The organism is Aedoeadaptatus nemausensis (assembly GCF_903819165.1).
Lineage (GTDB): Bacteria > Bacillota > Clostridia > Tissierellales > Peptoniphilaceae > Aedoeadaptatus > Aedoeadaptatus nemausensis.
In genome coordinates, this window is sequence record NZ_CAIJCS010000009.1 from 44,319 (window position 1) to 57,521 (window position 13,203).

Consider the following 13,203-nt stretch of genomic DNA (forward strand, 5'->3'; position numbering starts at 1 on the left):
AAAGGAGTTACCATGTTACATATAGATCATCTTTCCAAGTTTTACGGCAAGAAACAGGTTCTTTTCGATATCAGTTTCTCATTGGAGCCCGGCGATATCTGCGCCTTTATCGGTTCCAACGGCGCCGGGAAGACGACGACTATAAAATCCGCCTTGGGGCTCATCCCCTTCGATTCCGGCACTATTACTATCGACGACCACAATATCGAAACCGATCCCATGGAGGCGAAACGCATCTACAGTTATGTCCCCGATAATCCGGAGCTCTACTCTTTTATGCGGGGCATCGACTATTTAAATTTCATCGCCGATATTTTTGAATTGGACTACGACAGGAGAAAGAGCGGCATCGACACCCTATCGAAAGATTTTGAAATACATGATCGCCTGGGCGAGCCCATCGAATCCTACAGTCACGGCATGCAGCAAAAGCTGGCCTTAATCGGCGCCCTCTTACACTATCCGAAGCTTATCGTCTTGGACGAACCCTTCGTCGGCCTGGATCCCTTGGCGACGAGAAAAATCCGCGAGCATTTTAAACGCATGGCGGAAAATAACGACACGACAATTTTATTCTCCACCCACGTTTTGGAAGTGGCGGAAAAATTATGCAATAAGGTCGCCATTATACGCGAAGGCCGCCTCGTTTACTTCGGCTCCACCGAAGACGTGCTCGCCAAGGGAAGCTTGGAAGATCTCTTTGTGGAAAGGATGCAGGACCATGCTTAAGACCCTGATCCGTTTGGAAATCAGCCGTATTTTTGCTCAGTTCAAGGGAGGCAAGCAAAAAGTCTTCGGCATCTTCACCTATCTTCTGAGCCTTTGGGGAATTTTCGGATTGGGCGCCCTTTTGCCGATTTTCGGTTCCACGGCTACCCTGGCTACTCTTCCGAAGGGAGAGGGGTTCAGCCTGCCGGAACTTGCTCGAGAGTACGAGCTTTTGGCCACATCGGACATCACCGTGACCATTTTATTTATCGCCGTGTTACTCATAGCCTTCTTTCAAATGAAGAATACTTTTTTCCACAAGTTTGACCAGTCCTGTTTGTGGTCGCAACCTATCGAAACGAAAACCATCGTCTTATCGAAGTTTATCGGCGCCTGGATCATGGGCGTCCCCATGATCATCGCCTTTTCCCTCGGCTCGTTGGGAGTCTGTTATATCGCCACGGGATCTTTCGGGAAGACTTTGATCCTACTTCTTCTCTTTCTCGCGGTGGAAATTCTCGCCGAATGTTCAGGCTATTTCCTACGCACCCTCTCCACCCGTGCAAGCCGCCGACTCCATACGCCGAAAATCGTAAAGACGGTGTTAAAAGTTCTTCTGTTCGCCGCCGTTATGGGGCTCTATTATTACGAAATCTCGAGAGATTTTAAGGATCTGGCGCAGTTTTTAGTATTCTATCGCTCACTTCCACCGGTCTTTCGCATGATCTCCTATATTATGGAGAAGCAAATTGTTCTGGCGCTCCTTCCCATCCTCTTGGCCGGTGCCTTTCTCCTTTTCTTTATTCGCTACATGGCGAAGCACTTCTTCGCCATAGCAGAAACCATGGAGACGCGAGGGAGCAAGAAAGTAGTGGCCCAAAAGGATTTAAAGCCGAAATCAAAAATTGTCGCTTTGGTCGCAAAAGAACTCAAGCTTTACTGGGATAATTCCGCCGTGGCCATGAACACCTTTTTCGGCGCCCTTATGCCCCTGATCCTCTCCCTGCTGCTCCTCGTGCCCATGATTCACGACGGCTTTACCGATTTCTTATACGGGCAGGAATACGTGCCGCCCTATGCCGCCCTCTTTCTCATTTTACTTTCCCTGGCGGGCATTATGAATGTGGCGGGCTACAGCTTCAGTCTGGAGGGAAAGTCCGCTTACCTGACCTACACCCTTCCCCTTACGGGGCGCATGGTCTTTTTCGGAAAACTTCTGGCCTCTTTGGTGCTTTTAATCCCCACCTACACCCTGACCTTTTTAGTATCCATGGCCATCCTTTCCCCCGATCCCCGCTACATGCCCCTCTATTTTATAGGGCCCGTAGCCTATATTATTTTCAATAATGCGGTAGGGCTCCTCTTCGATTGGAAATACGCCAATTATACCTGGACCACGCCTCAGGAATTCGCCAAAAATTCCAAGCAGGCCTTCTTTTCCTCCTTCGGCAGCCTCGCCGTAAGCGTGCTCATTATCTTCGTCGGCATGACGATTATGACGGCCTATCCCCTCCTCTACGCCGGGATCATTACGGGCCTTCTGATTATCGCGGATATTATCATCTTTCTTCTCACGAAGAATTTAAAGATCTATCACTATTAAATCTCTCCATGAAAAAACCACGCTGAGTTTTTGCTCAACGTGGTTTTTCTTATGCTTCAAATGTAAAAGTTTGGGCCCGCTCGATCAGAATATCTTCATCCGGTCGGTCCATGCTGTTCCGTTCGGCAGCGGCAATGGCGTCGACTACGTCCATTCCCTCTACTACTTGGCCGAAGACCGTATGCTTGCCGTCGAGCCAGAAGGCGCCGCCTTTTTCCCTATAACCGTCGATGACATCTTGGCTATAGCCCATGCGCTCCCCGGCAGCTTCCATCTGCTCGATAATATCCGCTCCCACCTCGGGGCCGTGAACGATGAAAAACTGACTTCCGTTCGTATTCGGTCCCGCATTGGCCATGGAAAGGGCACCGACGATATTGCGGTAATCTTTGTGGAATTCGTCCTCAAAGCGTTCGCCCCAAATGCTTTCGCCGCCGCGACCGGTACCCGTGGGATCGCCCCCTTGAATCATGAAATCGGGAATGACGCGGTGGAAAATAACGCCGTCGTAATAGCCGCGGTCGATTAATGTCGTAAAGTTTTCTACGGTTTTCGGCGCCGCTTCCGGAAAGAGTCGCAAGACGATCTCGCCCTTTGTGGTTATAAGCTTCGCCATTTTATCGCCCACTTGAGGGGCTTCCAATTGCTTCAACATACTATTCTCCTTGTTCCGTTAAGATAATGACGCCGTCTTCCGTTACGGCAAGAGTGTGTTCGTATTGGCAGGAAAGGGAGCCGTCTCGCGTACGGGCCGTCCAGCCGTTGTCGTCCATTTTTATGGGCCAGTCCCCGGAATTGATCATAGGCTCGATGGTAAATACCATCCCTTCTTCCAATCGGATGCCCCGCCCGGGCTTGCCATAGTGAAGGACCTGGGGATCCTCGTGCATATTGGTGCCGATGCCGTGGCCGACAAAATCACGCACTACGGAAAAACCGTTGGCTTCGGCGTGGCTTTGAATGGCGTGGCCGATATCGCCCAGTCGAACGCCGGGCTTCACGAGCTCGATGGAGCGGTAGAGGCACTCCTTCGTCACGTCCATAAGCTTTTGAGCTTCCTCGCTGATGTCGCCTACGGCATAGCTCCATGCGGAGTCTGCCAGATAACCGTCTACATTGACCACCATATCGATGGTTAAGAGATCGCCGTCTTTTAATTTGCGATCACTTGGAAAACCGTGGCAAATTTCATCGTTTACCGATGCGCAGATACTATAGGGAAAGCCCTGATAGCCTTTTTGTTCCGGATAGCCGCCTCTATCGGTAATAAATTTTTCTACGAATTTATCCAATTCTAAAGTAGTTACGCCGGGCTTGACCTCGTCCCGAAGGGCGCGGTGCACCTTTACGAGCAGATCCGCAGCGGTTTGCATTTTTTCTATTTCCTGTTTTGTCTTTATAATAATCAACTGTCTACCTCCCGGACAATCTCTTGTAAATCCTCATCTCGCGACGCCCACATTTTAGCGTCGCCGTTTATGGCGATGGCCTCTTTTAAATCGGCGATGGCCTCGTCTCGCTTGCCGAGACGTACAAAGCTGCAGGCCCGATTGTAAAAGAGATTCACACTCTCCAAATCCAAGGCAATGCCTTTCGTTAAGATGGCTATAGCTTCTTCTACCCTTTCGCCGCGCAAATAAACCGCCGACATATTTAAATACGTCGGCGCATAATATTCATCGTAAACTAAGGACTCTTTATAGGCTCGAAGGGCCTTTTCATCTCGCCCCGTCTTTTGGTAGATTACGCCTAAATTATAATAGCCGATACTGTAGGTGGGCGAGAGACGCACGGCTTTTTCCGCCAAGGGCAATGCCTTTTCATAATCCTGCCGCTCCTCGTATATCGAGGCGATGTCGGATAACACCACGCCGTTTTCCGGTACGAGCTCGGCACAGCGCATGAAGAGTTCCAGAGCATCGTCTTTATACCCGAAGCGGTCGTACAAAAGCGCCAGCTCGTAGCATGCGCTTTCGTAGGCCGGATCCTTCGCCACGGCATCTTCCAAATAGCCCATGGCTTCCCGATCTCTACCCCCTTCTTCCATTAACACCCCGAGGGCGTAATCGGCGCCGGGATAATCTCCCAGTGCGCGAATTTTTTGAAAGGTCTCCTCGGCCAAGACATATTCCCCTCGCTGCCAGTAAAGATCGCCCAGGGAAAAATAGGTTTCCACACGGCTCTCTTCGTCGGGCACGAATTTCAGGGCTTTATTTAAAAGTTCGATAGCCTTTTCGGCATCGCCTTGATTCAATAGATTGTCGCTTAAAATATGATAATTTTTCCATTTGCCGGACATATCCGCCTCCCGGAAACATTATATCACAATTATTTCTCTCCCTTGTAGCCTAAGAGAGTGGTGGCGATAAGCACGCAAATCAGGGAGACGCCTACGTCGGCGAAGACGGCGAGCCATAAGCTTCCGATGCCCGCCATACTTAAGACGACGACCAGAAGTTTAATGATGAGGGCCAGGGCGATATTAATGAAGCTGATGCGGCGAGTTTGTTTGGAAAGGCCGAAGAGGAAAGGCAGTTTACCGATATCGTCTCCTAAGATGACGATGTCCGCGCTTTCGATGGCCATGTCCGCGCCGCCTGTTCCCATGGCGATGCCCACATCGCTTTTAGCGAGAACCGGCGCGTCGTTAATGCCGTCACCTACATAAGCCACCTTGTGGTTTTCGGCGAGAGCACGATCCAGGGCCTGTACCTTTTCTTCAGGTAGAAGGCCGCCGTAAGTTTCATCGATGCCTAAATCTTTCCCCACGACCTCTACCAATTCCTTTTTATCTCCGGAGAACATATAGGTCTTGAGGTATTGCTTCATTCGTTTCAGCGCTTCTCTTACGCCGCCCTTTACCGAATCCGTAAAGGAAATGCGACCTAGGAGCACCCCTTCCTGTACCACATAAACCGATGTCATGGCCACGGGATCCAGGGGATCGTGAACCCCCAGGGATTCTAAGAGTGCGCCGTTACCTACGGCTACTTCTTTCCCGTCGATGGTGCAGCTGATGCCCTTTCCGGAAATTTCCCTGTAGTTTTTGATCTCCCCTTCAGGCTTCGCCTTGGCGAAGAGTGATTGTGCGATGGGGTGATTGGAATACTGCTCCGCCGTTGCGGCCAGCTTTAAAAGACTATCTTCGTCCGTTTCAAGAGCTTCCACCTTTGCCACGGCAAAGTTCCCGTCCGTAAGGGTACCGGTCTTGTCGAAAGCGATGGCGTCGGTTTCCGAAAGGATTTCCACGGCTTCGGCGCCTTTAATAAAGATTCCCTCCCGGGATGCCCGGCCGATACTCGCAAACATGGTGAGGGGTACGGAGAGCACGAGGGCACAGGGGCAACTGATGATTAAGAATGCGCAGGCTTTATAGACCCAGTGGTCCCACGTTCCCATATTTAAAAGAGGAGGCACCACGGCCACGATTAAAGCGAGGGCCACGACGATGGGCGTATACTTTGCCGCGAAGCGCGTGATCCAAGCTTCCGTCTTGCCCTTATTGAGGCGAGCGTCGGCGACGAGGCCTTCAATTTTAGCCATGGTGGATTCGCCAGCTATTTTAGTGACGATCACTTCGTAGGCGCCGTCCAAAGCCATGGCGCCTGCTAAAATCTCGTCCCCTTCTTTAACGGCGATAGGCGTTGATTCCCCGGTCATGTGTTGGTTGGAAATGTGGCCTTCTCCGTGAAAAATCTTTCCGTCGGCCGCCAAGGTGTCCCCGGCGCGAAGGATAATATGATCGCCTACGGCTAAATCTTCCGCTTCCACTTCAACTACCTCTCCGTCTTTTAAGAGATGGGCCATTTCAACATCCCGCTTTAAAAGCTCCTGAATGGATTCGATGGAGCGATCCACCGCCACATCCTGTAGAGCTTCCCCTAAGCGGTAAAGGAGCAGGACGCCCAGAGCTTCCGTATGCTCGCCGATGTAAAAGGCCGCCACGGAGGCGACGGTCATAAGCAGGTTCTCGTCGAAAACCTCTCCGCTTTTGATGCCGCGAAAAGCGTTTAAGAAAATCTCCTTACCGGCGACGAGCAAAATAATTCCCGTCGCCACAGTTTCCCATTTACCTTCGAGAAAAAAGGCACTGAGAGCCGTGAGAATGGCCAGGGCGGCAATAGTAATAAATTCTTTTTTTACGGAGCCCTCTTCCTCTTCTCCCTTTTCCTCCCCCTCTACGATTTCCACGCCGTTTTCGATGGAAGTGGCGATCTGTTGGAAATCTTTCAGCATATGAGGCGATTCACCTTCCACGACCAATTTTTTTGATATAAAATCGAGGCTCGCCTTTTCTACATAGGGCAGCTCCTGAATGCGCTGTTCTATTTTGGCGGCGCAATTGGCGCAGCCTAAATTTTTTAAATAATAGGACGTCAAAGTATTACCTCCTTTTCATATGTTTGTCCGTTCATATTTAGTGTAAGCTCTCACGCCTTGTTTGTCAACAAAAAAAGAACGCCCGAAGGCGCTCTCTGAAAACTTAAATGGATATGGTAGCCACGGGTTCTAAGTTATCCACATCGGCGCCTTCGATGAGGCTCCAGGTCTTATGGGTTCCCGTGCTTTCGAGCATGGCTTCGAAATAATACATTACGACGCCGATATCCACATAGCTCTTAACACCTTTGCTCTTGTCCATGTAAAGGGTGACGGTGCCGTCATCTTTTAAAAGGAAGCGCCAAGGCTGAGCGTTAATGTGGCTCGGTGCAAAGCGAATGGAAGAGAACAGATCGAAAAGACCGTAGTTTTCAAGTTCCGTTAAATCAGCGGGGCTATCCAAATGGTTTTTAAAGACCAATTCTCTTACGCTGAAACGGGGACTTACGCGTTCTTCGGAAAATACATCTTGCACTTCGGGCTTGCCGAAGCCGATAATGTAATCGACAAATTCTCCGTCTTCGCCGAAAACGGCACGTTTCAGATCTTTATTCACTTGAATGGTAGTAAGCCAGCAGGTACCGAAGTTCTTTTCGATTAAGGCGGTGTTCACCTTTTCGAGATAGTAGCCGGTGCGAATAAGTTCTTCTTTTTCGTGGCTCTTAGCGCGAAGGGCGATGTAGTAGGGCGCTTTGATCATTACGCCGCCGTATCCGGCCTTGCCGTCCAAGTTTTTAGCTACGGATTCTCCGTCTTCGTAGAAAGCGAAGCTTACGTCGTTGTCTTTAGATTCCGCTTCGATCTTATCTAAAGTATCCCGTAGCCATTCCATCTCCAATTTAGATAATTTTGTCGGAGCGAATTCTCGTACCGTACGTCTTTTTTGTAAGAAATTTGTCATGACCATAATATCTTCCTCCTCTGTTAGATCCAGTTTGCTACGGCGCCATAAACATATATATGTACAACGTAAGCGACACCAATGCCTATGATTATGCCCGCCAAAACATCGGTGGGATAGTGCACAGCTAGATATGTTCTTGAAATCGCCACGAGGATTGCCATAATAAAACAAAGGGCGGCGATTTTTGGAAAATAAAGAGAAAAGGTGGTAGCGACGGTAAAGGCAGCCGTCGTGTGCCCCGATGGAAAGGAATAATCCGTTAAGTCGATGCCGTAAGTGTTGAGATTCTTCATGACCCAATAAGGTCTGCTGCGGCTGATGACGCGCTTTAAGAGCTGAGCCACGAGGGTGCTGAGCACCAGGGCCAGGACCATTTCGTAAGCGGCATCGCCGATCCAACGTTTTCCAAATATCAACATGACAACAGATAAGGCTACAAGAAACCGCGGCCCCGCAATATTGGTATAATAAAAGAAAAATACATCGCAATAGGGATTCTTCAGTTTCCTGTTGATACCATCCATCAAATAATCATCAAAAGCTTTAAATGGATTTTTCATCTTCACCATCCTGTACATACCTACTCCCATCATTATATACTATGTATTTCCTATTGAAAAGGATATTTCAAAGAAGAAATCTTATACTCACCCGGAGGTGACTATGCAACTTACGGATGAACAACTTCGCGCCATGGCCCACGACGAGGGACCGGCACTGGTTTTGGCCGTGCCGGGAAGCGGTAAAACCACCATGCTCCTTTCCCGCACGAAGCGTCTCATCGACAAGGGCGTGGACAAAAACAGAATACTCACTATAACCTTTTCCAAGTCTTCGGCGAGAGATCTTTCCGTGCGCTACGAAAATCTCTTCGGCCGCGAGGATCGGCCTGCCTTTTCCACGATCCACAGCTTCTGCTATTCGGTGATCAAAAATTACGAAAGGAGAAGCGGCAAGGCCTTTACACTCATCGAAACCGATCGCCATATTAACAAGTGGCGCATTTTAAGCGATCTATGGAAAGAATATTTGACGCGCAGCCCCAACGACGATCAGATCGAAACCCTGATCGGCGAAATCAGCTATGTCAAAAACAAAATGATCGACCCCGCCCGCTACGCCCAGGAAGCGACCACTCCTTTGTTTTTGAAATTTTATAAGGGTTACGAAGATATCAAGAGAGAAAAACAATGGATCGATTTCGACGATATGATCACCCTCTGTTTGGAGATATTTAAAAACGATCCTCCGCTTTTAAGGAGCATTCAAAAAACATACGATTATGTCCAGGTGGACGAGGGGCAGGACACTTCCAAGGGTCAGCTCCAAATCATCGACGGCATCATTCGCCCCCACGGCAATCTCTTTATCGTCGCCGACGACGATCAGTCGATTTACGGCTTTCGCGGGGCGGATTTTAAAGAGCTTATGGCCCTTCCCCGTCATTACCCCGATCTTAAGACCTATTACCTCTCAAGAAATTTCCGATCGGCGGAAAATATCGTCGCCATGAGCAGCCGCTTTATCGCAAAAAATAAAGATCGCTACGAAAAGACGCCGATGGCCGTCCACCCGAAGGGTCCGGAGATCCGCGCATTGACAATGAATAATTTAGATAAGGAATACCGCTTTATTCTATCGGAAATTCGGGAGAAGGACCTCGGCGACGTGGCGATTTTATACCGCAATCACGTCTCCGCCATCGGCCTCGTGGAATGTTTGGAGCGGGAGGGCGTGTCCTTTTCCGCGAGACGAGGCGGTCTGAAGTTTTTCAATCACTGGGTGATGAAGGATTTAATGACGATTTACACCTTCGCACAGGACCCCTCGGATCTGGAAGCTTTTTCTACCTTTTACTACAAGATTCGCGGCTATATCTCCAAGAAAATGATCGCCGATCTTTCGAAAAAAGGCGTTCGCCTCTCCGTCTTCGATTCTCTCTTGGAAATGGATCTCCCCGATTATATGAGAAGGGATTTGAAGGCGCTCACGCGAGATTTCCATTATTTAAAAAGTTTGCCTCCAAGAGAGGGCTTCCGCTTTATTCAAAAAGATTTGGAATACGAAGAGTATATCGAAAATCATGCCGCCACCTTCGGCTCCTCGAAGACCACCTCTATGCGGATCCTCTACTACGCGAAATATATCGCGGGAAAGAGCAAGACCTACGCGGAATTTATCGGCCGCCTTAAAACCGTGGATCGTCTGCTTCGAGGCGGCGCACCGGGAGAAAAGGGGCTCGTGCTCTCCACACTTCACGGCGCAAAAGGTCTGGAGTTCGACACGGTTTTCCTCATCGACTTAAACGAAGACGCCATACCGGCGGAACCCTCCGGCGACCTCACTCCGGAAGAGGCACGGGAAGCCCTCGAGGAAGAGCGGAGACTTTTTTATGTCGGCATGACCCGCGCCAAGGAAAGATTGTATTTCCTCCGCACGAAATCCGTGGATCGTGAACCCCTCTCCCCTTCCGTCTTCTTTACCTGGGCCCAGGAAGATATTGTGGCCAATAGAAAATAAAATCCGATTCCGACGCTGCAATTTCTCCGCGAACTGAGAGCTTACAATTTATATCCGTATAAAAAATATCTTCCCGCAAAAAAGACCCTCGACAATGAGAAACGGTGCTCATCGTCGAGGGCCTGCTTATTTTGGAAAGATTTAATCCTTTTGACTGTGAAATTTCGTCATTTGGTAAAGCTCGTCCCAAAGGACGTCTATATTTTCCTTCGTAACGGCACTATAGGGGAAAATAAGTTCCTTATACTCCACGTCCAGAGCCTTCCGAATAACGGAAAGGGCCTTTTGCCTCTGATTTTTGGAAAGCTTGTCCGCCTTTGTAGCTACCACCATGCCGGCGTAGCCCGATTCCACGATCCAGCGGTACATTTCCTTGTCCTGTGCTGAAGGTTCGTGGCGAATATCCACGAGGAGGATCAGCTCCGCCAGATTGTCCCGATAGGCGAGATAATCGTTAATGGTCTTCGCCCAGGCGTCCTGATCTTTTTTCGACGCCACGGCGTAGCCGTACCCGGGAAGGTCCACGAGTCGCATCATATCGTTAATGCGATAGAAATTGATGGTGCGCGTCTTGCCCGGCTTCCCGCTCGTGCGGGCAAGGTTTTTTCTGCCGAGCATGGCGTTAATAAAGCTGCTCTTCCCTACATTGGAGCGCCCGCAGAAGGCAAACTCCGGCACATCCGCTACAGGGTATTGCTCCTGCTTTACCGCCACCTTCTCCAGTTCGCAGCTTTTAATCTTCATCGTCATCTACGATCGCCTCTTTCAATACTTCGTCCATGGTTTCCACGCCGACGATGGTCAGCTTTTTAATCGAGGGCGAATCCATTTCCTTTATGTCGCGCATATTAGCCTTCGGAACCAAAACCTTCGTAACCCCCGCCCGTTGTGCGGCGAGAAGTTTTTCCTTCAGACCGCCGATGGGAAGCACACGACCTCTCAGAGTCACCTCGCCGGTCATGGCGATGTGGCGGTCTACCGCTTTTTCCGTCATGGCGGAATAAAGGGCCGTGGTCATGGCCGTTCCGGCGGAGGGACCGTCCTTCGGCGTGGCGCCGTCGGGCACGTGAATGTGAATGTCGTGTTTCGTCTTGAAGGACTCGTCGAGCCCCAGCTCGTCGGCCTTGCTCCATAAATAAGTGAGGGCCGCTTGGGCGGATTCCTTCATAACATTCCCCAGTTGTCCCGTCAGTTGAAGCTTGCCGCTTCCCGGAACAACATTGACCTCGATGCCTAAGATCACGCCGCCGACGGATGTCCATGCCAGACCGTTCACATAGCCCACGAGGTTCTTCTCCTCGATCCTTTGGGCGAAGGTCTTCTCCTCGCCTAAATACTTCCGGAGATTGCGCGCCGTAATTCTCGCGCCGGTCTTCCCGCTTTCCATACATTCCAAGTTCACCTTGCGAATTATCTTCGCCAGGGCTTTATCCAGCATCCGCACGCCGGCTTCCTGGGTATAGCCTTCGATAATGGCGTCGATGGCGCCGTCGGAGAGTTTAATGTCCTCGGGATCGTAGCCCACCTCTTTCAATTGTTTGGGCCACAAATGATTTTTCGCGATTTCCCGCTTTTCTTCCGGGGTGTAGCCGCCCAGTTGAATAATTTCCATGCGGTCGAGCAAGGGAGCGGGAATGGTCTTCGTCGTGTTCGCCGTGGTAATGAAAAATACATTGGAAAGATCGAAGGGCACTTCCATATAGCGGTCCGTAAAAGTATTGTTTTGCGCCGGATCTAACACTTCCAAAAGACCGGAGGCCGGATCGCCACGGTAATCATTGCCCACCTTGTCGATTTCGTCGAGAAGGAAGAGGGGATTGTTTTTCCCCGCCTGCTTCATTAAGCTGATGACCCGCCCCGGCATAGAGCCCACATAGGTTCTCCTGTGGCCGCGAATCTCGTTTTCGTCGGTCATGCCGCCGAGACTCATGCGCACATAGGGAATGGAAAGGGCATGGGCCACGGAGGCGGCGACGCTGGTCTTCCCTACCCCCGGCGGGCCCACTAAACAGAGGATGGGCGTGCGGGCACTCTTCGATTTATTCCGAAGGGCGATAAATTCCAGAATGCGCTCTTTAATATCCTTGAGCCCGTAATGCTCGTCGTCCAAAACGGCGCGGGCCGTCTTGAGATCTGTAGATTCTTCCGCGGATTCGCACCAGGGCAGATCCAAAATCCAATCCAGATAATTGGTCTGGCCGCCGTATTCCGGAGACGCGGTGTTCATGCGCTCCAGCTTTTCCAATTCCTTCTCCGCTTTTTCCCGCACTTGATCTGGAAGTTCTTTTTCGGCCAGCTTTTCCCGGTAAAGATCCACATCTTCCATCTCGTCTTCCCCGGAAAGCTCACTGCGAATAATCCGCATCTGCTCTTTTAAAAAGTACTCCCGCTGAGATTCGTTCATGCTGGTCTTTACCTTATCGTCGATGGCATTTCCGATGGTGAGGAGCTCATTTTCTTTCACGAGAATGGTGTGAAGACGGGTGAGTCGCTCCTTTAAATCGAAAGCGTCCAAAATATCTTGGGCATCTTCCACCTTCATGTTCACATAACCCGCCACCGTATCGGCGAAGGCGCCGGGATCTCGATCGTCGATCACCGAATCCAGGAGTCCGGGATACACCTTATTGTTTTTCTCCATATATTCGCTGAGATCGTCTCGGGTCATGCGGAAGAGAGCCTCGATTTCGTTATCTACCACAGAATCTTCGTCGTCTTCATAGGCCTCGACCCTTACTTCCGTAAGCTTGTCTCCCGCTTCCATTTCCGTAATAATGCCGCGGGCCACGCCCTTGACGAGAACGCGGACGATACCGCCGGGGAGTCTTAAGATTTGATTGATCTTACAAATGGTTCCCGTGTCGTAATAATCCTCCACATCGGGATCCTCAATATTGGGATCCCGCTGGGTCACCACGAACAAATAACCGTCCGTATCGTCGGCATATTCTATTGCGGCCACGGAGCGCTTTCTCGCCGCGTCGAAATGAGTTACCACATGGGGTAAAATGACCATATCCCTCAACGCTAGGAGGGGATAAAGTCCATTGGCGCTTAGTCTTGTCATAATATCTCCTTAAACAAAAAG

11 protein-coding genes are annotated in these 13,203 nt (G+C 50.2%); 3 read left to right on the plus strand and 8 right to left on the minus strand.

Translation table 11 applies throughout. The features are described 5' to 3' along the window. Positions 1-12: 12 nt before the first annotated feature. A complete protein-coding gene (locus PEPTYR26121_RS00845; protein WP_180498304.1) occupies positions 13-729 on the plus strand; it encodes an ABC transporter ATP-binding protein in 717 nt (238 codons plus the stop codon). After that, entirely contained in the window at positions 722-2,311 is a 1,590-nt protein-coding gene (locus PEPTYR26121_RS00850) for a hypothetical protein (protein ID WP_180498306.1), read from the plus strand. The genes PEPTYR26121_RS00845 and PEPTYR26121_RS00850 overlap by 8 nt, the downstream gene beginning before the upstream one ends. Positions 2,312-2,360: 49 nt before the next feature. Here PEPTYR26121_RS00850 and PEPTYR26121_RS00855 read toward each other — a convergent pair whose 3' ends face one another. From PEPTYR26121_RS00855 to PEPTYR26121_RS00880, 6 genes are all read right to left on the minus strand, one after another. After that, on the minus strand, positions 2,361-2,966 hold the full coding sequence (locus tag PEPTYR26121_RS00855) for a peptidylprolyl isomerase (protein WP_180498308.1): 606 nt from the start codon (positions 2,964-2,966) through the stop codon (positions 2,361-2,363). 1 nt (position 2,967) lies between these two features. Next, positions 2,968-3,720 carry a type I methionyl aminopeptidase gene (gene map, locus PEPTYR26121_RS00860; RefSeq protein ID WP_180498310.1) on the minus strand — a complete coding sequence of 251 codons (753 nt, stop codon included), beginning with the start codon at positions 3,718-3,720 and terminating at the stop codon, positions 2,968-2,970. After that, a complete protein-coding gene (locus PEPTYR26121_RS00865) occupies positions 3,717-4,610 on the minus strand; it encodes a tetratricopeptide repeat protein (protein ID WP_180498312.1) in 894 nt (297 codons plus the stop codon). The genes map and PEPTYR26121_RS00865 overlap by 4 nt, the downstream gene beginning before the upstream one ends. A gap of 29 nt (positions 4,611-4,639) precedes the next feature. Further along, positions 4,640-6,691: a heavy metal translocating P-type ATPase gene (locus PEPTYR26121_RS00870; protein WP_180498314.1), complete on the minus strand. Its 2,052-nt coding sequence runs from the start codon at positions 6,689-6,691 to the stop codon at positions 4,640-4,642. Between the two features lie 103 nt (positions 6,692-6,794). Then, positions 6,795-7,598 (minus strand): nitroreductase family protein, encoded by an 804-nt coding sequence (locus PEPTYR26121_RS00875; protein WP_180498316.1) that lies wholly within the window; start codon positions 7,596-7,598, stop codon positions 6,795-6,797. A 17-nt stretch (positions 7,599-7,615) separates the two neighbouring features. After that, positions 7,616-8,155, minus strand: a complete 540-nt coding sequence (locus PEPTYR26121_RS00880) for a phosphatase PAP2 family protein (protein ID WP_180498318.1) — start codon at positions 8,153-8,155, stop codon at positions 7,616-7,618. A gap of 103 nt (positions 8,156-8,258) precedes the next feature. On the opposite strand from PEPTYR26121_RS00880, the gene PEPTYR26121_RS00885 reads away from it, so the two are divergent. Then, positions 8,259-10,115 carry an ATP-dependent helicase gene (locus PEPTYR26121_RS00885; RefSeq protein ID WP_180498320.1) on the plus strand — a complete coding sequence of 619 codons (1,857 nt, stop codon included), beginning with the start codon at positions 8,259-8,261 and terminating at the stop codon, positions 10,113-10,115. A gap of 141 nt (positions 10,116-10,256) precedes the next feature. On the opposite strand, the gene yihA is transcribed toward PEPTYR26121_RS00885, so the two are convergent. Together yihA and lon are read right to left on the minus strand one after the other, a co-directional pair. Then, positions 10,257-10,859, minus strand: a complete 603-nt coding sequence (gene yihA / locus PEPTYR26121_RS00890; protein WP_180498355.1) for a ribosome biogenesis GTP-binding protein YihA/YsxC — start codon at positions 10,857-10,859, stop codon at positions 10,257-10,259. Further along, positions 10,849-13,182 (minus strand): endopeptidase La, encoded by a 2,334-nt coding sequence (lon, locus tag PEPTYR26121_RS00895; RefSeq protein WP_180498322.1) that lies wholly within the window; start codon positions 13,180-13,182, stop codon positions 10,849-10,851. Before lon ends, yihA begins: the two co-directional genes overlap by 11 nt. Between the last annotated feature and the right edge of the window lie 21 nt (positions 13,183-13,203).